We start from the raw sequence: 21,114 nt of genomic DNA, 5'->3' as shown, positions 1-21,114 counted from the left end.
CGGCTGGTCCCGGCTGACCTCCACACAACCTTCACGAGTCGTCCGCACCTCCCGACCGGCTCGGCTCCTAGGGTCGTGCCATGACGTCTCAGCACTCCTCGAGCGGGTCCGTGAGGACGGCCCTGGTGGTCGAGGACGAGCGCACCATCAACGACGCGCTGGCCCAGCGGCTGGTGGCCGAGGGCTTCCGGGTCGTCCAGGCCTACGACGGCCCGGCCGCGGTCGAGCTGGCAGCCGTGAAGCGCCCCGACGTGGTGCTCCTCGACGTGATGCTGCCCGGCTTCGACGGCCTCGAGGTCTGCCGCCGGATCCAGGCCGATCGTCCGGTCCCGGTGCTCATGCTGACCGCCCGCGACGACGAGGCCGACGTCCTCGTCGGGCTGGGCGTCGGGGCCGACGACTACCTGACCAAGCCGTTCTCGATGCGCGAGGTCGTCGCGCGCGTGGCGGCACTCCTGCGTCGCGTGGACCGGGCCGCGGCGCTGGCCGAGGAGCGTCCGGGGTCGATCACGGTCGGGGGACTGTCGATCGACCCCGGCACCCGGCGTACGACCGTCGCGGGCGAGCCCGTCCACCTCACCCCGACCGAGTTCGACCTGCTGCTCTGCCTGGCTCGCGAGGCCGGCCAGGTGCTCACGCGCGATCGCCTGCTGCGCGAGGTGTGGGACTGGGGCGACGCGTGGGGGAGCGCCAGCGCGGCACGCACGGTGGACAGTCACGTGAAGGCGCTGCGGAGCAAGGTCGGCGCCGCCCGGATCCGCACGGTGCACGGCGTCGGCTATGCACTCGAGGCGATCGCAGGATGAGCACCCTCCTCGACGCCGTCTCGAGCCTCAAGGTCAAGCTCGGGCTCCTCGTCGCCGCCTCCGTCGTCACCGCGGTGCTGCTGACCCTGCTCGGGTCGGCCGCCCACGTCTCCCCGTTGCTGGTGCTGCCGGTCAGCGTCGCCCTCGCCCTCGGCGTGACCCAGCTCCTCGCGGCCGGCATGGTCGCGCCGCTGCGCCGGATGACCGAGGTGACCCGCGCGATGGCGCGCGGCGACTACTCCGGGCGGGTCCGCACGTCCGCGACCGACGAGGTCGGCCAGCTCGCCGCCGCCTTCAACACGATGGCGGAGGACCTCGCGACCGTCGACCGGGAGCGGCGCGACCTGATCGCGACCGTCTCGCACGAGCTGCGTACGCCGCTCACGGCGATGACGGCGCTCCTCGAGAACCTCGCCGACGGCGTGGTCCCCGCCGACGCCGACCACCTCGCGGCCGCGCTCGAGGAGGCCCAGCGGCTCGGGAGGCTGGTCGACGACCTGCTCCAGCTGTCGCGTCTCGAGGCCGGGGTGGTCGACCTCGACCGCCAGGAGCTCGGGCTGCGGGCGCTGGTCGACGAGTCGGTGGCCCAGGTCAGCGCGGCCGGCCGCGCGGGCGTCGTCGTGGCCGAGGTGGCCGACGACCTCGTGGTGCCGGGCGATCCCGCGCGGATGCGCCAGCTGCTCGTCAACGTCCTCGACAACGCACTGCGCCACGCGCCGCCCGGGACCGTCGTCCGGGTCTCCGGTGCCGCCGTCGTCGACGGCTGGTGGCTCGAGGTCGTCGACGACGGCAGGGGAGTCGCCCCCGCCGACCGGGAGCGCGTCTTCGAGCGATTCGGCACCGACGGTGCCGGCGGCACCGGCCTCGGCCTCGCCGTCGCCCGCTGGGTGGCCCAGCTCCACCACGGCACGCTGCGCTTCCTCGACCCGGCCTCCGGCCACGGCGCGCGCCTGCGCCTGGAGGTCCCCACCGCCTCTTCCCCGACACCCGAGCCCACCCAGGGCCTGCGCCAGGAGACCGATATGACCACGACCGCACCGCAACCGGCCCAACCGCCGGCACCCCCGGCGCCCCCGACCGTCCGCGCACCCGGCCTCGACTCCCTCTTCGGCCGCTTCTGGCCCGAGCAGGGCCCGTCGTCGGGGCTGCACACGGTCGTGGCCGCCGCCCTCGCCGGCCTCGTCGCGGGCGTCGCGCTGTCCTTCACCGACGTCGGCGCCAGCTGGACCCTCGTCGCCCTCACGTGCGGTGCCGCCGCCCTGGCCACGGCGCAGCGACGCCGCGAGCCCTGGACGCTCCTGTGCGCCGGGCTCGCCCTCTTGCTCGTGCTGCCGCTCACGCTCCTCGACGCGTGGTGGCTGCGCCCCCTCTGCATCGTCGCGGCCACGGCGGTCTTCCTCTGCGGGGTCACCGGCGCCCGAACCGTGGCCGGCATCCTGCTCTCGGGCATCTCGTGGCCGCTCGCCTCGCTGCGCGGACTGCCCTGGTTCGGTCGCTCGCTGCGGATCGCGGGCACCGGGTCGCGCACGCCCGCCCTCGTCCGCACCACGGCCTGGTCGCTGCTGGGCCTGGCCGTGTTCGGCACGATCTTCGCGAGCGCCAACCCGGTGTTCGGCTCCTGGGTCGACCAGCTCGTCCCCAACCTCACCTTCAACGACCTCGTCGGCCGGGCCTTCCTCGCCTGCTTCGTCTTCGCCACCACCCTCGGGGCGGCCTACCTCGCCCTCAACCCCGCCCACGTCGAGGTCCTCGGGAGCCGTCGCCCGACCGCGCTGTCGAACCGCTTCGAGTGGCTGGTCCCGGTGCTGGTGGTCGACGTCGTCTTCCTCGTCTTCATCGCCGCCCAGGCCCGTGCGCTGGTCGGGGGCGAGGACTACATCCAGCAGACCACCGGCCTGACCTATGCCGACTTCGTGCACCAGGGCTTCGGCCAGCTGACCCTCGCGACCGCACTCACCGTGCTGGTCGTCTGGGTCGCGTCGCGCCGGGCCGGCGACACCCCGACCGACCGGCGCTGGCTCTTCGGGGCGGTCGGCCTGCTCTGCACGCTCACGCTCCTCGTGGTCGCGTCCGCGTTGCGCGGGATGGCGGTCTACCAGGACGCGTACGGCTTCACCACGCTCCGGCTCTTCGTCGACGTCTTCGAGGGCTGGCTGGGGTTCGTGGTGCTCGCGATCATGGTCACGGGGGTCGCGCGACGCTCGCACTGGCTGCCCCGCGTCGCGCTCGTGTCCGGCGCGGTCGGCCTCATCGGGCTCGCCGCGATCAACCCCGACGCGTGGGTGGCGGAGCGCAACATCGACCGTTACGAAGTGACCGGCAAGCTCGACCTCTCCTACCTCCAGGGGCTGTCCGCCGACGCGACGCCGGTGATCGCGGATCGGCTGCCCACGGAGGTCGCCCGCTGCGTCCTGGACCTCCTGCCCTACAACTCGATGAACGCCCAGACGCTGGACGACCCCCGCGCGTGGAACCTCGGGCGAGCCCGCGCCGAGGGTCCGCTCACCGACCTCGGGCTGCTGCCGGTCCGCGAGCCCCGCGCGAGCACGGTGGGCCAGCAGCCGCCGGTCGATCCGTGCGATCGGGTCTGGGCGGCGTTCGAGGAGTAGCATCGCCGTCGTGGACACGAGCTTGCGATTTCAGCGCCCCGGACCTGGTCCGACGGGCAGCTGACGTCACCGGGTCCGGGGAGTCCCCGTCCGACCCGACGCTCATCCACTTCTAGACTCTGCGGCGACGTCATGCCACCGCTGGAAAGGGAGCCATGTCCGGCCCCAACACCGACTACGACCCTGTCGAAGTGACCCCGCTCAAGTCCGAGCAGGTCGAGGAGATGCGTGAGGCGGCGCTCGCCGCGATCGCCGCCGCCACCGACCTCGACGCGCTCAAGCAGGTCCGCCTCGACCACGCAGGAGACCGGTCGCCGATCGCCCTCGCGAACCGCGAGATCGGCGCCCTCCCGCCCCAGGCCCGCAAGGAGGCCGGCCAGCGCATCGGCCAGGCCCGCGGGGCGATCAACCAGGCGCTCGCCGCCCGTCAGGCCGTGCTCGAGGCCGAGCACGAGGAGCGGATGCTCGTCGAGGAGACGGTCGACGTCTCCCTGCCGACCACCCGCCGTCGCCGCGGCAGCCGCCACCCGCTGACGCTGCAGTCGGAGCTGATCGCCGACCTCTTCGTGGCCATGGGCTACGAGGTCGCCGAGGGCCCGGTCGTCGAGGCCGAGTGGCTCAACTTCGACGCGCTCAACCTGGGCCCCGACCACCCGGCCCGCACGATGCAGGACACCTTCTGGACCGAGCCGGCCGACCACCACGTCGTGCTGCGCACCCAGACCTCGCCGGTCCAGGCGCGCACCATGCTGACCCGCAAGCCCCCGATCTACGTCGTGTGCCCCGGTCGTGTGTTCCGCACGGACGAGTACGACGCCACGCACTCGCCGATGTTCCACCAGGTCGAGGGGCTCGTGGTCGACGAGGGCATCACCATGGCCCACCTCAAGGGCACGCTCGACCACTTCGCCTCGCAGCTGTTCGGTGACGGCATCAGCACGCGGTTCCGCCCGTCCTACTTCCCCTTCACCGAGCCGTCCGCCGAGGTCGACGTGCTCTGCTTCGTGTGCCGCAACGTCGACCCCGAGTCGTGCCGCACCTGCCGTGGCGAGGGCTGGATCGAGTGGGGCGGCTGCGGCGTGGTCAACCCGCGCGTCCTGGTTGCCTGCGGCGTCGACCCCGAGGTCTACAGCGGCTTCGCCTTCGGCATGGGCATCGACCGGTCGTTCATGTTCCGACACAACCTCGAGGACCTGCGTCCTCTGTTCGAGGGGGACGTGCGGTTCTCCAGCTCCTTCGGCAGTGAAATCTGAGTGGGAGAGATCTGAGCCATGAAAGCCCTCAAGTCCTGGATCCTCGACCACGTCGACGTACCCGCCGGCACGACGACCGACGACCTCACCGCCCGGCTGACGCTGACCGGCCTCAAGCTCGAGGCGATCGTCAGCCCCGGCCGTGACATCACCGGTCCGCTGGTGATCGGCCGCGTGCTGACGATGGAGCCCGAGCCGCAGAAGAACGGCAAGACGATCAACTGGTGCACCGTCGACGTCGGCGACGCCAACGGCACCGGCGAGCCGCAGGGGATCGTCTGCGGAGCGCACAACTTCGCGCCCGGTGACCTCGTGGTCACGGTGCTGCCCGGCGGTGTGCTGCCCGGCGGCTTCGAGATCGGTGCGCGCAAGACCTACGGGCACATGTCCGCGGGCATGATCTGCTCAGCGCGCGAGCTCGGCCTCGGCGACGACCACGACGGCATCATCGTGCTGCCCGCGGACGCCGGCACGCCCGGTCAGGACGTCCGTCCCGTCCTCGGCCTCGACGAGGAGACCATCGAGTTCGAGATCAACCCCGACCGCGCCTACGCGCTCTCGCTGCGGGGCATCGCCCGGGAGGTGCTGGTGTCGGTCGACGGAGCCAGCAACCTTCGCGACCCCGCGATCCGCGACACGCCTGCCGCCAACGCCGTCGGCCACCCGGTCGTCGTCGAGGACGCCGCCGGCTGCCCGGTCTTCGTGGCTCGCAAGGTCACCGGCTTCGACCCGACCGCCTCCACGCCGGACTTCATGGTCCAGCGGATCACCGCCGCCGGGATGCGCCCGATCTCGCTCGCGGTCGACGTCACCAACTACGTCATGCTCGAGACCGGTCGGCCCATCCACGGCTACGACGCCGACAAGCTGCAGGGCGCGATCGTCGTACGACGTGCGCGCGACGGCGAGACGCTGACGACCCTCGACAACACGTTGCGCACGCTCGACGCCGCCGACCTCGTCGTCACCGACGACTCCGGCATCATCGGCCTGGGTGGCGTCATGGGCGGCGAGACCACGGAGATGTCAGGGTCCACGACCTCGATCCTCGTCGAGTCCGCCCACTGGGACGCGGTCTCGATGTTCCGCACCGGGCGACGGCACAAGATCACCTCCGAGGCCGGCAAGCGCAACGAGCGCGGGGTCGACCCGACGATCTGCGAGGCGGCCGCCGACCGGGTCGTCGAGCTGCTGGTGGAGCACGGCGGCGGACAGGCCGACCCCGGAGTCACCGTGGTGGGCACCCCGCCCGCCATGCCCGTGGTCGACGTGCCCGGTCACCTCGCCGAGCGGGTGTCCGGCATGCCGATCTCCGAGGAGCGCAGCATCGAGGCGCTCCGCGCGGTCGGTTGCGTCGTGGAGGGCTCGGGCACCCTGACCGTCACCCCGCCGCCGTGGCGACCCGACCTCACCGACGCGCAGGACTTCTCCGAGGAGGTCATCCGGCTCGTCGGCTACGACCGGGTCCCCTCGGTCCTGCCGACGCCGCCGTCCGGTCGCGGGCTCACCCGCGCCCAGCAGCTGCGCCGACGCATCGGTCGCACCATGGCCGGCGACGGCTTCGTGGAGGTCGTGAACTTCCCGTTCGTGGGGGAGACCGACCTCGACGACCTCGGCCTGCCCGCCGAGGATCCGCGCCGTGACCTCCTCCGGCTGTCGAACCCGCTCAGCGCCGAGGCCGGGTTCATGACCACGACGCTGCTGCCCGGCCTGCTCCGCACGGCCGGCAAGAACGTCGGGCACGGCAACGCCGACGTGGCGATCTTCGAGACCGCCACGGTCACCCTGCCGCGCGACTCCGGCGCGGCCGCGATCCTCCCGGTCGACCGGCGCCCGACCGAGGCCGAGTTCGCGGCGCTCGACGCGGCGTTGCCCGCGCAGCCGCTGCACCTCGCGCTCGTGGCCGCGGGCGACGCCGCCACCGACGGCTGGTGGGGCGACGCGCGTCCGACCACCTGGGCCGACGCGGTCGACGCCGTCCGCTCGGTCGCTGACGCGCTCGGTCTCGAGGTGACTGCGACCTCGGCCGAGGTGGCCCCGTGGCACCCCGGTCGCTGCGCCGAGCTCTCCGTCGACGGCGAGGTGGTCGGCCACGCCGGCGAGGTGCACCCGACCGTCTGCCAGGCCTTCGGCCTCCCGAAGCGCACGGTCGCCGCCGAGGTCGACCTCGACCTGCTCATCGAGAAGGCGGTCCACCTGCGCCAGGCGCCGACCTTCTCGTCGTACCCGGTCGCCAAGGAGGACGTCGCCCTCGTCGTCGACGACTCGGTCCCGGCTGCCGACGTGGAGTCGGCGCTGCGCGAGGGCGCCGGCGAGCTGCTCGAGTCGATCCGGCTGTTCGACCTCTTCACGGGCGAGCAGGTGGGCGACGGCAAGAAGTCCCTGGCCTACGCCCTGCGCTTCCGCGCCGCCGACCGCACGCTCAAGGAGGGTGAGTCGGCCGCCGCGCGCGATGCTGCCGTCGCCCGAGCGGCCGAGCGCACGGGAGCCGTGCAGCGCGCCTGAGCGGCACCCGCCCGACGCGACACTGGCCCGTGAGTCTCCAGGAGACTCACGGGCCAGTCCGCATGTTGTCGCAGGTCAGCGCCGTTCGCAGGAATGCAGGATCTCGGCAACGCAGCGATCCCGGCCCTTCTGGCCATCGGCCCGGTCCCGCCCGGGTCCGCCCAGCAATGTGTCATCTCCCTTGCCGCCGAACATGCGGTCGCGACCGGCGCCGCCCAGCACGACGTCGTCGCCCCCGTTGCCTCGGACCAGGTCGGCACCCGGCCCGCCCACGAGCCGGTCGGCGAGGTGACCCCCGCGGAGCTCGTCGTCGCCGGCGCCTCCTCGGACCACCGCAGGTCGCGGGTTGCGGCCGGCGCCCGCCGACCCGATGGTGGTCAGGACGTCGTCACCTCCGCGCCCGTCGAGGCGGACCCGGGTCTGGCCGCCGACCTTGATCACGTCGGGGCCGCTGGTGCCGACCACGTCGACCTCGTCGGCCAGCACGACAGCCTTCTCCCAGGCGTCGATCGTCGAGGAGAAGTGGACGGTCGCGCCCCGACCTACCTCGCAGTCGTAGGTGGATCCGAGCCGGACCTTCGAGGCGCGGCACCAGCCACCGCCGTGCAGCATGTCGCGCCCAGCGCCGCCGGTCATGGACCCGCTCGCCGATTCCCACAGGTCCAGTCGGTCGTCCCCGCCCCGCAGGTCGACCTCCAGTCGCCGGTCGGGGTCGAGGGGCACGCTGCTGCTGCCGTCGTCCGTCCGGACCTCGGGCCAGTAGGTGACCCTCTCGTCCGCGTCCGTGCCGACGAAGGACGTCCGCAGGTTCGGAAACCTCAGCTGGTAGTCGGCCACGTGGCCGGACCAGCGCAGCACGGTGGTGCCCGCTGCCGTGACGGTCGCGCTCGGGGCATCGATCGCGACGTCGCCCACCCAGCCCTCGGCCAGGGTCAGGTAGTTGCTGCCGTCACCGAGGTCCAGTGAGCCCGTGACCTGCTGCCCCGCCCACTCGACCCGGTCGTCGCCGGGTCCAGTGGCGACGACGTCGGGATTCGTCGCGCCCGACGCCTCCGAGCCGGTGGCCACGTAGTCATCACCGCCGCCCGCGTCGATCACGTCGATCTCCGTGTCGCTGGTGCCACCGCTGAGTCCCGGTCCGGCATAGACCGTCTCGTCCGAGTCGCTGCCCACGAACGTGTCGGCTCCGGCACCGAGCATCACGGTCACGCCCCGGGGGCTGGACGTCGTCTCGTTGCGGACGGCGTCGTCACCAGGACCGGTGTCGAGGAAGAGGTATCGCTTGACGTCGTCATCCTCGGTGAGTCGGATGCACACGATGTCGTCGCCGGCGCCGGTGGTCACGGACTTCTGGCCCGGCCCCACGACCATGACGTCGTCACCGTCGGTGCCGGTGTCGCCCTGGGTGGTCACCGGCATCCCCTGGCAGGTGGCTGGTTCGGCGCTCGCCGGGGCCACCTGGACCAGCGCGGCGAGTGCGAAGGCGGACAGGGCGAGGGCGACTGGTCCGGGCTTCATGCAGGTGACCTCCGAGACGGGCGCGGTGCGTACGCCTCGGGAGACGCACGAGCGGCCCCGAAGGTTGTCGATCAGTTGATCGGCGAGGCGACGATCGCCCGGAACCGCGCCAGCACGCCGGGGTCACCGGCGACCGAGATGTCGCCGTCGTCGCCCCGGCTCCACAGCCACAGGTCGAGGGACTCAGCGGTGCCGTCGACGACGACGTCGGGCTCCGCGTCCTCGCCGCCGGGTGCCTCCACGACGTGGAAGTCCTCCTCGTCGGCGTAGGTCGTCCCACTCTCGGGATCCGTGCCGGAGAACAGCCCGAAGCGGACCCAGTACGACGTCCCCGTGTCGGTCACGTCGACACGGACCAGGTCCTCGCCGGGCGCCCAGCGCCCCCACGGCGGGCACCCGCCGTACATCACGTCGAGGCACTCGTGCACACCGTCGGAGGCGAGCACCGGGTCCAGGGCCGAGCCGAGACCGGCAGCCTGCTCGGCGTCCACCCGGTGCACGAGCGCCTCGTGCGCCTGGCGCCGCAGGACGAAGCCGACCGTGTGGTCGCTCGACCAGTTCCAGGCCTCCTCGCGAGGGTCCGCCTCGTCGAGCACGGCCGACAGCGCGGCCGACCACTCGTCGAAGGCCGCCAGCAGCCCGTCGTAGGTCGAGGGCCGAGGCGGCGGGACGTCCTCGGGCTGCGCCGGACGTGCGGCGAGCACGGTGGCCCACCAACGCTGCACGGTGGCGAGGTGCCAGAGCAGGTCGGAGGCGTCCCAGTCCGGGCACGCCGGGACGCGTGCGGCCGGATCGCAGCCGGCCATCACCTCGCGGAACCGGAGGGACTCCGAGCGGAGGTGCGTGCGATAGTCGTCGGCAGGAAGACGGGTCACTCCTGCACCGTAGGGGAGCGGACCCACGACACGCCTGCGGTTATCGCCCCCGGATGCGACACGACATGCAGACCTCTGTATAGTCATGCACATGTCCGCATCAGTAGCCGTCGCCGGAGCCAGTGGGTACGCGGGGGCGAGGTCCTCCGACTCCTGCTCGGCCACCCCGGCGTCGAGATCGGCACGCTGACCGCGGGCTCCAACGCGGGCGAGAAGCTCGGCGCGCTCCAGCCCCATCTCCTCCCGCTCGCCGACCGGGTCCTCGAGGACACCACCGTCGAGGCGCTCTCGGGCCACGACGTCGTCTTCCTCGGCCTGCCTCACGGGCAGTCCGCCGCCATCGCGCAGGCGCTCGGCGACGACACGGTCGTCATCGACTGCGGGGCCGACTTCCGACTCACCGACCCTGGGGAGTGGCAGGCCTTCTACGGCGGCGAGCACGCGGGCTCCTGGCCCTACGGCCTGCCCGAGCTTCCCGGCCAGCGCGACCTGCTGCGCGGCGCGCGCCGGATCGCCGTGCCGGGGTGCTACCCGACCGTGTCCACGCTGGCGGCCTTCCCGGCGATCGCCGCGGGCCTGGTCGAGCCCGACGTCACGGTCGTCGCGGCCTCCGGCACCAGTGGCGCCGGCAAGGCAGCCAAGCCGCAGCTGCTCGGCAGCGAGGTGATGGGCAACGCCAGCGCCTACGGAGTCGGTGGCACCCACCGGCACACCCCCGAGATCGTGCAGAACCTCAGCGGCGTCGTCGGCTCGCCGGTCAGGGTCGGCTTCACGCCGCTCCTCGTCCCGATGTCCCGGGGCATCCTCGCCACGGTCCAGGCGCCGCTCCTCGGCGGCGTCACCGACGAGGACGTCCGGAGCGCCTACGCGACGGCCTTCGCCGACGAGACGTTCGTGCACCTGCTCCCCGAGGGCCAGTGGCCCCAGACCCAGTCCGTGCTCGGCTCCAACGCCGTCCAGGTGCAGGTCGCCGTCGACGAGCGCGTACGACGACTCGTGGCGGTGGCCGTGGTCGACAACCTGGCCAAGGGCACCGCCGGCGCCGCCGTCCAGTGCATGAACCTCGCCCTGGGCCTCGACGAGGCCACCGGGCTCTCCACGATCGGAATCGCACCATGAGCGTCACCCACCCCAGCGGCTTCACCGCCGCCGGCGTCGCGGCCGGACTCAAGTCCACCGGCGCCAAGGACCTCGCCCTCGTCGTCAACCAGGGCCCCACGTTCGACTCGGCCACCGTCTTCACCGCCAACCGCTGCAAGGCCAACCCGGTCCTGTGGAGCCAGGAGGTCGTCAAGGACGGCACGGTCAAGGCCGTCGTCCTCAACTCCGGCGGCGCCAACTGCTACACCGGCCCGGAGGGCTTCCAGACCACGCACGCCGTGGCGGAGAAGGTGGCCGAGGGCCTCGGCATCGGGGCGATCGACGTCGTCGTCTGCTCGACCGGCCTGATCGGACTCGCCAACGACCGCGACGACCTCCTCGCCGGCGTCGAGGCGGCCACTGCCGGTCTCGCGCACGACGGCGGCCCGAGCGCGGCCGAGGCGATCATGACCACCGACTCGGTGAGCAAGAACGTCGTCGTCGAGGGCGCCGGCTGGTCGATCGGCGGCATGGCCAAGGGTGCGGGGATGCTCGCGCCCCAGCTCGCCACGATGCTCGTCGTCATCACCACCGACGCCGTCGTCCCTGCCGCCGACCTCGACGCCGCGCTCCGCACCGCCACCCGGGTGAGCTTCGACCGGCTGGACTCCGACGGGTGCATGTCCACCAACGACACCGTCACCGTCCTGGCCAGCGGTGCCAGCGGGATCACCCCGACGCCGGAGGACTTCACCGCCGCCCTCACCCAGGCGTGCACCGAGCTCGCGATGCAGCTGCTCAAGGACGCCGAGGGCGCCGACCACGAGATCGCCATCACCACCCTGCACGCCGCGAGCGAGGACGAGGCCGTCGAGGTGGGCCGCAGCGTCGCCCGGAGCAACCTCTTCAAGGCCGCGATCTTCGGCAACGACCCCAACTGGGGCCGCGTCCTCGCCTCGATCGGCACCACGCAGGCACAGTTCGACCCCGCCGACCTCGACGTCGCGATGAACGGCGTCTGGGTCTGCCGGCAGTCGACCCCCGCGGAGGACCCGTCGACGGTCGACCTCACCGGTCGCGAGGTCACCGTCACCATCGACCTCAAGTCCGGCGACGCCCGCGCGACCGTCTGGACCAACGACCTGACCCACGCCTACGTCCACGAGAACAGCGCCTACAGCTCATGAGCGAGATGACCAGCAGCAGTCCCGACCAGCTCGAGACCGACCTCAACCCGCGCCGCCCCGACCCGGCGAAGGCCCGCACCCTCGCCGCCGCGCTGCCGTGGCTCAAGCGTTACCACGGCCAGACGATCGTGGTGAAGTACGGCGGCAACGCGATGATCGACGACGCGCTCAAGGTCGCCTTCGCGGAGGACATCGCGTTCCTCCGGTTCGCCGGCTTCAAGCCCGTCGTCGTGCACGGCGGCGGTCCGCAGATCTCCCGGATGCTCGACAAGCTCGGCATCGAGTCGGAGTTCCGCGGCGGCCTGCGCGTCACCACGCCCGAGGCGATGGACGTCGTCCGGATGGTGCTCGTCGGCCAGGTCCAGCGGGAGCTCGTCGGCCTGATCAACCAGCACGGCGCCCTCGCCGTCGGGCTCTCGGGCGAGGACGCCGGTCTGTTCACGGCGGAGCGCACGAACACGGTTGTCGACGGCGAGGAGGTCGACCTCGGCCTCGTCGGCGAGGTCGCCACGGTGCGTCCCGAGGCCGTGCTCGACCTGATCGAGGCCGGTCGCGTGCCGGTCGTCAGCTCGGTCGCGCCCGACGTCAACGGGCTCGTGCACAACGTCAACGCCGACACCGCGGCGGCAGCACTCGCCGTCGCGCTCGGCGCCGAGAAGCTCATGGTCCTCACCGACGTCGAGGGCCTCTACCGCGACTACGGCAACTCCGACGACCTGATCCAGGAGATCAGCCCGGAGGCGCTCGGCGAGCTCCTGCCGACCCTCGACGCGGGCATGGTCCCGAAGATGCGGGCCTGCTACGAGGCCGTGACCGGGGGAGTCCCGCGCGCCACCGTCGTCGACGGTCGCGAGCTGCACGCCGTGCTGCTCGAGATCTTCACCGACGAGGGCGTCGGCACGCAGGTGCTTCCCGGCGCCACGACCAAGATGCGCAAGCCCTACGCGAAGGAGGACCGGTCATGAGCATCCAGCAGCGCTACGAGGGCGCCGTGATGAACACCTTCGGCCCACCTGCGCTGGCCCTCGTCCGGGGCCGGGGCGCCCACGTCTGGGACGCCGACGGCAAGGACTACGTCGACCTGCTCGGCGGCATCGCCGTCAACGCGCTCGGCCACGCGCACCCCGCGTTGGTCGAGGCGGTGACTGCCCAGATGCAGACCCTGGGCCACGTGTCGAACTTCTTCGCCACCGAGCCGCAGGTCGCGCTGGCCGAGAAGCTCGTCTCGCTGCTCGGCTGGGGCGACGAGGCGCGGGTCTTCTTCAGCAACTCCGGCGCCGAGGCCAACGAGGCCGCCCTCAAGCTCACCCGGCGCACCGGCCGCACCCGTGTCGTCGCCGCGGAGGGGTCCTTCCACGGCCGCACCATGGGTGCGCTGTCGCTCACCTCGAAGGCCGCCTACCGCGAGCCCTTCGAGCCTCTGCCGGGCGACGTCACCTTCGTGCCGTACGACGACGTGGCAGCGCTGGAGGCCGCCGTCGACGAGACGGTGGCTGCGGTGGTCCTCGAGCCGGTGCAGGGTGAGGCGGGCGTCGTCGTACCGTCTGCCGACTACCTGGCGGAGGCCCAGCGCATCGCCCACGCCCACGGCGCGCTGCTGTGGCTCGACGAGGTGCAGACCGGCATCGCGCGCACCGGGGCGTGGTTCGCCCACCAGCTCCTCGACGGTGTGCAGCCCGACGTCATCACCCTCGCCAAGGGGCTGGGCGGCGGCATCCCGATCGGCGCCACCGTCGCCCGGGGCGGGGCTGCCGCGCTCCTCCAGCCGGGCAACCACGGCTCGACCTTCGCCGGCAACCCGGTCGCGACGGCCGCGGCGCTCGCGGTCCTCGCCACGATCGAGGCCGACGGCCTGCTGGACGCCACCGTCGAGCGGGGACAACAGCTCGAGGCGCTGCTGCGCAAGCAGACCGGCGTCGTCGAGGTCACCGGGTCCGGCCTGATGCGCGGCGCCGAGCTCGACGGCCCCTACGCCACGCAGGCCGTCGTCGCGGGTCGCGACGCCGGCTTCATCCTCAATGCCACCGGGCCGTCCCGCCTGCGGTTCGTGCCGCCGCTGGTCATCACCAGCGCCGACCTCGACGCGCTCGACGCAGCGCTTCCCTCGATCCTCGACGCCGCCCGGGCGGCGATCGCGAGCCAGGAGACCACAGCATGATCCGCCACTTCCTCCGCGACGACGACCTCTCGCCGTCGGAGCTGCTGGAGGTCCTCGACCTGGCCGACGAGCTCAAGGCCGAGCCGTTCGACCACAAGCCCCTCGAGGGGCCGCGCACGGTCGCGCTGGTCTTCGACCGGCCCACCCTGCGCACCCAGGTGTCGTTCGCGGCCGGCATCGCCGAGCTCGGCGGCAACCCGATGACCGTCGACGGCGGGCTCGCCGCGATGGGCAAGCGCGAGGGCGTCGAGGACGTCGCGCGCATCCTCGGTCGCCAGGCCGCTGCCATCGTGTGGCGCACCGCCCACCAGAGCGACGTCGACACCATGGCCGACCACGCCGGCGTGCCGGTCCTCAACGCCCTCACCGACGAGTTCCACCCGTGCCAGCTGCTCGCCGACCTCCAGACGGTCCGCGAGCACAAGGGCCGGCTCGCCGGCGTCCGTGCCGCGTTCGTCGGCGACGGAGCCTGCAACATGGGCAACTCCTGGGTGCTCGCCGGAGCGGCCGCCGGGATGCACGTCGTGATCGGCGCGCCCGAGGGCTTCACGCCCGACGCCGACGTCGTCGCGAGGGCGCGGGAGATCGCGCAGGGCACCGGCGGGTCGATCGAGCTGTCGACCGACCCCGCGGAGGCCGTCACCGGCGCCGACGTCGTGATCACCGACTCCTGGGTGAGCATGGGCCGCGAGGAGGAGTCCGCCGAGCGGCTGCGGATCTTCCCGCCCTACGGCGTCACCGAGGAGCTTCTCGCCCACGCCCAGGCCGATGCGATCGTCATGCACTGCCTCCCGGCCTACCGCGGCAAGGAGATCGCCGAGGCGGTCATCGAGGGTCCGCAGTCGGTCGTCTGGGACGAGGCGGAGAACCGTCGCCACGCCCAGAAAGCGGTGCTCACCTGGCTCCTGGAGCGCTCCTCGTGAGCGCCGTGACCCCCCTGACCAAGCGGGCCCGCCACCAGCGGATCATCGACATCGTCACCAGCCACCCGGTGCGCTCGCAGACCGAGCTCGCCGACCTGCTCGGCGACCACGGTGTCAAGGTCACCCAGGCGACGCTGAGCCGCGACCTCGTCGAGCTCGACGCGGTCAAGGTCCGCAGCGCCGACGGGGCCCTGGTCTACGCCGTGCCCGGCGAGGGGGGTGACCGCTCGGCCTCCGCGCCCCGCGAGAGCGCCGCCGGACGCGATCGCCTCGCCCGCCTCTGCGGAGAGCTGCTCGTCAGCGCCGAGGCCAGCGCCAACCTCGTCGTCCTCCGCACGCCGCCCGGCGCCGCCCAGTTCCTGGCCAGCGCGTTCGACAAGGCCGAGCTCGGCGGCATCCTGGGCACCATCGCTGGCGACGACACCGTCCTGGTCATCGGTCGCGACCCGCAGGGCGGCGACGCCCTCGCGCAGCAGTTCCTCGACCTGGCCAACCACCACGCACCCATCACCCCTGACTCTGCAAAGGACTCCCAGTGAGCAAGGTCCTCACCTCCCTCCCCGTCGGCGAGCGCGTCGGCATCGCCTTCTCCGGCGGCCTCGACACCTCCGTGGCGGTCGCCTGGATGCGCGACAAGGGGGCGGTGCCCTGCACCTACACCGCCGACATCGGCCAGTACGACGAGCCCGACATCAGCGGCGTGCCGTCCCGCGCGATGCAGTACGGCGCCGAGCTGGCCCGCGCGGTCGACTGCAAGACGCAGCTGGTGGAGGAGGGCCTCGCGGCCCTGGCCTGCGGTGCGTTCCACATCCGCTCCGGCGGCCGCATCTACTTCAACACCACGCCGCTCGGTCGCGCCGTCACGGGCACGATGCTGGTCCGCGCCATGCACGACGACGGCGTCAACATCTGGGGCGACGGCTCGACCTTCAAGGGCAACGACATCGAGCGGTTCTACCGCTACGGCCTGCTGGCCAACCCCGACCTGCGCATCTACAAGCCGTGGCTGGACGCCGACTTCGTCACCGAGCTCGGCGGCCGCCACGAGATGAGCGCCTGGCTCACCGAGCACGGCCTGCCCTACCGCGACAGCCAGGAGAAGGCGTACTCCACCGACGCCAACATCTGGGGCGCCACCCACGAGGCCAAGACGCTCGAGCACCTCGACGTCTCCCTCGAGACCGTCGACCCGATCATGGGCGTGAAGTTCTGGGACCCCTCGGTCGAGATCGAGGCCGAGGACGTCACGATCCGCTTCGACCACGGACGCCCGGTCGCCCTCAACGGCACGCACTACGACGACGCGGTCGCGCTGGTCCACGAGGCCAACGTCATCGGCGGTCGCCACGGGCTCGGCATGTCCGACCAGATCGAGAACCGCATCATCGAGGCCAAGTCGCGCGGCATCTACGAGGCCCCCGCCATGGCGCTGCTCTTCATCGCCTACGAGCGGCTCGTCAACGCGATCCACAACGAGGACACCGTCGCGCAGTACCACAACGAGGGCCGCAAGCTCGGCCGGCTGCTCTACGAGGGCCGCTGGCTCGACCCCCAGGCGCTGATGATCCGCGAGTCGGTCCAGCGCTGGATCGCCTCCCTCGTCACCGGCGAGGTCACGATCCGGCTCCGGCGCGGCGAGGACTACACCGTGCTCAGCACGAGCGGTCCCGCGTTCTCCTACCACCCCGACAAGCTCTCGATGGAGCGCACGGACAACGCCGCCTTCGGCCCGACCGACCGCATCGGCCAGCTGACGATGCGCAACCTCGACATCGCCGACTCGCGTGCCAAGCTCGAGCAGTACGCCGCGCAGCCGCTCGACCAGGGCCAGGTGCTCGTCGAGAACGGCACCCTCTACGGTGCCATCGAGGCCGGCGGCTTCGACCGGATCGCCGCCACGTCGTCCTCGTCCGCGGCGATCGAGGCGGCCGACGACGAGGTCGACGAGACCGCCCTCGACAACGCAGCGATGGAGTTCGGGACCGACTGATGGCAGACGCGAGCACGGGCACCACCAACGAGGGCTCGCTCTGGGGCGGCCGCTTCGCGAGCGGGCCGTCCCCCGAGCTGCAGGCGCTGTCGAGGTCGACGCACTTCGACTGGCAGCTGACGTCCTACGACCTCGCCGGGTCGCGCGCCCACGCCAACGCGCTGCACCGCGCCGGGCTGCTCACCGATGCCGACCACGCCGAGCTCCTCCGCGGCCTGTCGGCACTGGGGGAGAGGTACGCCGCCGGCGACCTGCACCCGGCCGACTCCGACGAGGACGTCCACGGCGCGCTCGAGCGGCTGCTGCTCGAGGAGGTGGGTCCCGAGGTCGGCGGCCGGCTCCGCGCCGGTCGCTCGCGCAACGACCAGGTGGCCACCCTGTTCCGGGCCTACCTGCGCGACCACGCGCGGACCGTCGCCGCGCTCGTGCTCGACCTCGTCGACGTGCTCGAGCAGCAGGCCGCCGGGCACCTGGACGTGATCATGCCGGGACGCACGCACCTCCAGCACGCCCAACCGGTCCTGCTCTCGCACCACCTGCTCGCCCACGCGTGGCCGCTGGTGCGCGACGTCGAGCGGCTGCGCGACTGGGACGCCCGGGTCGCGAGCGACTCGCCGTACGGCTCCGGTGCCCTCGCCGGCCAGACGCTCGGCCTCGACCCCGAGGCCGTCGCCGCCGAGCTGGGCTTCTCCGGCTCGTCGCCCAACTCGATCGACGGCACGGCCTCCCGCGACTTCGCCGCGGAGTTCGCCTTCGTCACCGCCCAGGTCGGCGTCGACCTCTCCCGCCTCGCGGAGGAGGTCATCCTCTGGACGACGCGCGAGTTCGACTTCGCGACGCTCCACGACTCCTGGTCGACGGGGTCGAGCATCATGCCGCAGAAGAAGAACCCCGACATCGCCGAGCTCGCACGCGGCAAGTCCGGGCGGCTGATCGGCAACCTGTCGGGGCTGATGGCGACGCTCAAGGGCCTCCCGCTGGCCTACAACCGCGACCTGCAGGAGGACAAGGAGCCGGTCTTCGACTCCGTGCAGACCCTCGAGGTGCTGCTGCCCGCGGTGACCGGGATGGTCGCCACGCTGACCTTCAACACCGCCCGGATGGCCGATCTCGCCCCGCAGGGCTTCTCGCTCGCGACCGACGTCGCCGAGTGGCTGGTCCGCGAGGGCGTGCCGTTCCGTGACGCGCACGAGCTGGCCGGTGCCTGCGTACGCCGCTGCGAGGAGCTCGGCTGCGACCTGCCCGACCTCACCGACGAGCAGCTCGCGGAGATCTCGCCGTCGCTGACGCCGGACGTGCGCTCCGTGCTCACCGTCGAGGGATCGGTGTCGTCCCGCTCCGGACGCGGAGGTACGGCTCCCGTCAGCGTGCGTGAGCAGCTCGACGAGCTCCGGACGGCGAGCGCCGCCCACCGTGCTCGCCTGGGCTGAGGGCGACCCGCTCGAGGTCGCGCCGCGACTCCTCGGCGCCGTGCTCACCCACGGTGGGGTCTCGCTGCGCCTCACGGAGGTCGAGGCCTACGCCGGACCCGGCGACCCGGGCTCGCACGCCTTCCGTGGCCCGACGCCCCGCAACGCCGTGATGTTCGGACCGCCCGGCCGTCTCTACGTCTACTTCGTCTACGGCATGCACCACTGCGTCAACCTGGTCACCGGACCGGAGGGCGAGCCGGGTGCCGTGCTCCTCCGCGCCGGGGAGGTCGTCGACGGCATCGACGCCGCGCGAGTACGACGACCCGGGAGCTCCGACCGCGACCTCGCGCGAGGCCCTGCGCGGTTGTGCCAGGCGCTCGGAATCGACCTGTCGGCCAACGGCGCCGCGCCGACCCTGGTCGCGGGGGAGTCACCGGCGGACATCTCGACTGGTCCACGGGTCGGTCTGCGGCACGCCGCCGACCGGCCGTGGCGCTTCTGGATCACCGGCGATCCGACGGTCAGCGTCTACCGACCAGCCGCCCCGCGGCCACGCGCAGGTCGCTGACCTGCGGTTTTGTCGAGGAGGCACCCCCGGTTTTGCATGCCCGCCGGGGTGTGGTTAATGTTCTCTCTGTCGCCGCAAGCGGCGCCGCTCCCCGGCCAGAAGGCTGGATGGAACGGAGACCAGCTGCGACCACCACCGAGCGTCAGACTCCGAGTTTGACTCAGGACAACGCGCCCGGTAAGTTTCTGCAGGTTGCCCCGCGACCGGACCAGCACAGCTGGCGAGGATCGGGTGCGTCTGATTTTTGAGAACTCAACAGTGTGTTTGATTAGTCGACGAATTAGTTTGTTATGCCCCGTTGACATCATGTTTGCTCTGGCCTTTTTGGGTTGGGGTGTGGTGTCGCGGTTTCTTTGACAATGATTCTGGCTGATGCCTTGACCTTTTGGTTGGGGTGTCTTTCGCTAGTTTTGTTCAGTCATGGATGTGGCTCTTATTGATAGTCGCCTTGTCTGTTCTGCCTTTTTGGGTGGGTGGGTGGGGTTGATGGTTTTCGATGGAGAGTTTGATCCTGGCTCAGGACGAACGCTGGCGGCGTGCTTAACACATGCAAGTCGAGCGGAAAGGCCACTTCGGTGGTACTCGAGCGGCGAACGGGTGAGTAACACGTGAGTAATCTGCCCCTGGCTTTGGGATAGCCACCGGAAACGGTGATTAATACCGGATATGACCGACTTCCGCATGGTTGTTGGTGGAAAGTTTTTCGGCCAGGGATGTGCTCGCGGCCTATCAGCTTGATGGTGAGGTAATGGCTCACCATGGCTTCGACGGGTAGCCGGCCTGAGAGGGTGACCGGTCACACTGGGACTGAGACACGGCCCAGACTCCTACGGGAGGCAGCAGTGGGGAATATTGGACAATGGGCGGAAGCCTGATCCAGCAACGCCGCGTGAGGGATGACGGCCTTCGGGTTGTAAACCTCTTTCGCCTGTGACGAAGCGCAAGTGACGGTAACAGGTAAAGAAGCACCGGCCAACTACGTGCCAGCAGCCGCGGTAATACGTAGGGTGCGAGCGTTGTCCGGAATTATTGGGCGTAAAGGGCTCGTAGGCGGTTTGTCGCGTCGGGAGTGAAAACGCCGTGCTTAACACGGCGCTTGCTTTCGATACGGGCAGACTAGAGGTATTCAGGGGAGAACGGAATTCCTGGTGTAGCGGTGAAATGCGCAGATATCAGGAGGAACACCGGTGGCGAAGGCGGTTCTCTGGGAATGACCTGACGCTGAGGAGCGAAAGTGTGGGGAGCGAACAGGATTAGATACCCTGGTAGTCCACACCGTAAACGTTGGGCGCTAGGTGTGGGGTCCATTCCACGGATTCCGTGCCGCAGCTAACGCATTAAGCGCCCCGCCTGGGGAGTACGGCCGCAAGGCTAAAACTCAAAGGAATTGACGGGGGCCCGCACAAGCGGCGGAGCATGCGGATTAATTCGATGCAACGCGAAGAACCTTACCTGGGTTTGACATACACCCTGCCGCTCCAGAGATGGGGCTTCTTTTGGGGGTGTACAGGTGGTGCATGGCTGTCGTCAGCTCGTGTCGTGAGATGTTGGGTTAAGTCCCGCAACGAGCGCAACCCTCGTTCTATGTTGCCAGCACGTAATGGTGGGGACTCATAGGAGACTGCCGGGGTCAACTCGGAGGAAGGTGGGGATGACGTCAAGTCATCATGCCCCTTATGTCCAGGGCTTCACGCATGCTACAATGGCCGGTACAAAGGGCTGCGATCCCGTGAGGGGGAGCGAATCCCAAAAAGCCGGTCTCAGTTCGGATTGGGGTCTGCAACTCGACCCCATGAAGTCGGAGTCGCTAGTAATCGCAGATCAGCAACGCTGCGGTGAATACGTTCCCGGGCCTTGTACACACCGCCCGTCACGTCACGAAAGTCGGCAACACCCGAAGCCGGTGGCCCAACCCTTGTGGAGGGAGCCGTCGAAGGTGGGGCTGGCGATTGGGACGAAGTCGTAACAAGGTAGCCGTACCGGAAGGTGCGGCTGGATCACCTCCTTTCTAAGGAGCACACGCCCCGACCATCAGCTAGCTGGCCACAAGGTCCAGTGATGTCTGGTGGCGCATGGTGGTGTCTCACTAGTGGAACGTCGACTGTCAGGTCCTCGATCATGCTGCAGCTCACTGCTGTGGTGTGGTGGTGGTCGCCTGGTCATGGGTCCCACGTTGGTGGGGACGTGGTTGAACACACTGTTGGGTCCTGAAGAATCAGCCGTCATCGGT

General features: G+C 70.9%; 14 protein-coding genes, 1 rRNA gene and 1 pseudogene. 14 read left to right on the top strand and 2 right to left on the bottom strand.

All coding sequences use genetic code 11. The annotated features are described in order from the left end of the window. The first annotated feature begins 80 nt into the window (after positions 1-80). The 4 genes from BLV76_RS18975 to pheT all read left to right on the top strand — a co-directional run bounded on the left by BLV76_RS18975 (position 81) and on the right by pheT (position 7,173). Positions 81-806 carry a response regulator transcription factor gene (locus tag BLV76_RS18975; protein ID WP_090971157.1) on the top strand — a complete coding sequence of 242 codons (726 nt, stop codon included), beginning with the start codon at positions 81-83 and terminating at the stop codon, positions 804-806. Next, entirely contained in the window at positions 803-3,415 is a 2,613-nt protein-coding gene (locus BLV76_RS18970) for a DUF4153 domain-containing protein (RefSeq protein ID WP_090971155.1), read from the top strand. The genes BLV76_RS18975 and BLV76_RS18970 overlap by 4 nt, the downstream gene beginning before the upstream one ends. 155 nt (positions 3,416-3,570) lie before the next feature. Continuing rightward, entirely contained in the window at positions 3,571-4,668 is a 1,098-nt protein-coding gene (pheS, locus tag BLV76_RS18965) for a phenylalanine--tRNA ligase subunit alpha (protein WP_090971153.1), read from the top strand. Positions 4,669-4,686: 18 nt separating this feature from the next. Continuing rightward, on the top strand, positions 4,687-7,173 hold the full coding sequence (pheT, locus tag BLV76_RS18960) for a phenylalanine--tRNA ligase subunit beta (protein WP_090971151.1): 2,487 nt from the start codon (positions 4,687-4,689) through the stop codon (positions 7,171-7,173). A gap of 75 nt (positions 7,174-7,248) precedes the next feature. Here the strand turns inward: pheT and BLV76_RS18955 are convergent, their stop codons facing one another. Then, a complete protein-coding gene (locus tag BLV76_RS18955) occupies positions 7,249-8,691 on the bottom strand; it encodes a calcium-binding protein (protein ID WP_090971149.1) in 1,443 nt (480 codons plus the stop codon). Positions 8,692-8,762: 71 nt separating this feature from the next. Beyond that, positions 8,763-9,566, bottom strand: coding sequence for a maleylpyruvate isomerase N-terminal domain-containing protein (locus tag BLV76_RS18950; protein ID WP_090971147.1), 804 nt, complete (start codon positions 9,564-9,566; stop codon positions 8,763-8,765). Between the two features lie 85 nt (positions 9,567-9,651). On the opposite strand from BLV76_RS18950, the pseudogene argC reads away from it, so the two are divergent. The 10 genes and pseudogenes from argC to BLV76_RS18900 all read left to right on the top strand — a co-directional run bounded on the left by argC (position 9,652) and on the right by BLV76_RS18900 (position 20,892). Continuing rightward, positions 9,652-10,685: pseudogene (gene argC, locus BLV76_RS18945) on the top strand (N-acetyl-gamma-glutamyl-phosphate reductase). Continuing rightward, on the top strand, positions 10,682-11,833 hold the full coding sequence (gene argJ / locus BLV76_RS18940; protein WP_090971145.1) for a bifunctional glutamate N-acetyltransferase/amino-acid acetyltransferase ArgJ: 1,152 nt from the start codon (positions 10,682-10,684) through the stop codon (positions 11,831-11,833). The pseudogene argC and the gene argJ overlap by 4 nt, the downstream one beginning before the upstream one ends. Before the next feature lie 5 nt (positions 11,834-11,838). Next, complete coding sequence (gene argB, locus BLV76_RS18935) at positions 11,839-12,798, top strand: acetylglutamate kinase (RefSeq protein ID WP_217630513.1); 960 nt, start codon at positions 11,839-11,841, stop codon at positions 12,796-12,798. Then, on the top strand, positions 12,795-13,991 hold the full coding sequence (locus BLV76_RS18930; RefSeq protein WP_090971142.1) for an acetylornithine transaminase: 1,197 nt from the start codon (positions 12,795-12,797) through the stop codon (positions 13,989-13,991). Before argB ends, BLV76_RS18930 begins: the two co-directional genes overlap by 4 nt. Beyond that, positions 13,988-14,914, top strand: a complete 927-nt coding sequence (gene argF / locus BLV76_RS18925; protein WP_090971140.1) for an ornithine carbamoyltransferase — start codon at positions 13,988-13,990, stop codon at positions 14,912-14,914. Before BLV76_RS18930 ends, argF begins: the two co-directional genes overlap by 4 nt. Then, positions 14,911-15,453 carry an arginine repressor gene (locus BLV76_RS18920; protein ID WP_175539753.1) on the top strand — a complete coding sequence of 181 codons (543 nt, stop codon included), beginning with the start codon at positions 14,911-14,913 and terminating at the stop codon, positions 15,451-15,453. Before argF ends, BLV76_RS18920 begins: the two co-directional genes overlap by 4 nt. Then, positions 15,450-16,904 (top strand): argininosuccinate synthase, encoded by a 1,455-nt coding sequence (argG, locus tag BLV76_RS18915; protein ID WP_090971138.1) that lies wholly within the window; start codon positions 15,450-15,452, stop codon positions 16,902-16,904. The genes BLV76_RS18920 and argG overlap by 4 nt, the downstream gene beginning before the upstream one ends. Then, complete coding sequence (gene argH, locus BLV76_RS18910) at positions 16,904-18,334, top strand: argininosuccinate lyase (RefSeq protein WP_090971136.1); 1,431 nt, start codon at positions 16,904-16,906, stop codon at positions 18,332-18,334. The genes argG and argH overlap by 1 nt, the downstream gene beginning before the upstream one ends. Beyond that, positions 18,318-18,884: a DNA-3-methyladenine glycosylase gene (locus tag BLV76_RS18905; RefSeq protein ID WP_090971134.1), complete on the top strand. Its 567-nt coding sequence runs from the start codon at positions 18,318-18,320 to the stop codon at positions 18,882-18,884. The genes argH and BLV76_RS18905 overlap by 17 nt, the downstream gene beginning before the upstream one ends. Positions 18,885-19,377: 493 nt before the next feature. Continuing rightward, positions 19,378-20,892: ribosomal RNA gene (locus tag BLV76_RS18900) — 16S ribosomal RNA — on the top strand. Positions 20,893-21,114 lie beyond the last annotated feature (222 nt).

Origin of the sequence: Nocardioides exalbidus, from assembly GCF_900105585.1 — a bacterium.
GTDB classification, from domain to species: Bacteria; Actinomycetota; Actinomycetes; order Propionibacteriales; family Nocardioidaceae; genus Nocardioides; species Nocardioides exalbidus.
This window is presented reverse-complemented; position numbering and strand designations above follow the sequence as displayed.

Excerpts from the sequence above, each read along its gene's own strand:
- BLV76_RS18975 (WP_090971157.1), top strand. The coding sequence starts at position 81 with ATGACGTCTCAGCACTCCTCGAGCGGGTCCGTGAGGACGGCCCTGGTG.
- BLV76_RS18970 (WP_090971155.1), top strand. The coding sequence starts at position 803 with ATGAGCACCCTCCTCGACGCCGTCTCGAGCCTCAAGGTCAAGCTCGGG.
- argJ (WP_090971145.1), top strand. The coding sequence starts at position 10,682 with ATGAGCGTCACCCACCCCAGCGGCTTCACCGCCGCCGGCGTCGCGGCC.
- pheS (WP_090971153.1), top strand. The coding sequence starts at position 3,571 with ATGTCCGGCCCCAACACCGACTACGACCCTGTCGAAGTGACCCCGCTC.
- BLV76_RS18930 (WP_090971142.1), top strand. The coding sequence starts at position 12,795 with ATGAGCATCCAGCAGCGCTACGAGGGCGCCGTGATGAACACCTTCGGC.
- argB (WP_217630513.1), top strand. The coding sequence starts at position 11,839 with ATGACCAGCAGCAGTCCCGACCAGCTCGAGACCGACCTCAACCCGCGC.
- BLV76_RS18955 (WP_090971149.1), bottom strand. The coding sequence starts at position 8,691 with ATGAAGCCCGGACCAGTCGCCCTCGCCCTGTCCGCCTTCGCACTCGCC.
- argF (WP_090971140.1), top strand. The coding sequence starts at position 13,988 with ATGATCCGCCACTTCCTCCGCGACGACGACCTCTCGCCGTCGGAGCTG.
- pheT (WP_090971151.1), top strand. The coding sequence starts at position 4,687 with ATGAAAGCCCTCAAGTCCTGGATCCTCGACCACGTCGACGTACCCGCC.
- argH (WP_090971136.1), top strand. The coding sequence starts at position 16,904 with ATGGCAGACGCGAGCACGGGCACCACCAACGAGGGCTCGCTCTGGGGC.